Annotated in this window: 1 protein-coding gene; it reads right to left on the reverse strand. The window is 54.1% G+C overall.

Annotated features, from left to right (window positions below):
- Positions 1-244: hypothetical protein (locus tag R0J87_RS23560; RefSeq protein ID WP_498889409.1), on the reverse strand; the 244-nt coding region annotated here is incomplete at both ends.

A 244-nucleotide genomic window follows, 5' to 3' on the forward strand; every position in this document is an offset into this window, starting at 1 on the left:
GGCCGCCCTGGCGCCGTGCAACATAATCAGCGAATTGTTGCTGCACCTGATTATGATCATCTGCTACTGAAAAGTACCGCTGCCGGGCCGCAGCGATTTCTGCTTCATCCAATGCAGGGCCGAACACAAAGCGATAACGCTGCTCAGCCCCAGGCGCCAACTGCAAACGGTATTGCATAACACAGGCCGGCGTTTCATATAAGGCATCATCTTTACTCAGCTCAGGCTGTTGCAATGCATCGGG

Origin of the sequence: Halomonas sp. SIMBA_159 (assembly GCF_046536035.1) — a bacterium.
Taxonomy (GTDB): domain Bacteria; phylum Pseudomonadota; class Gammaproteobacteria; order Pseudomonadales; family Halomonadaceae; genus Vreelandella; species Vreelandella venusta_A.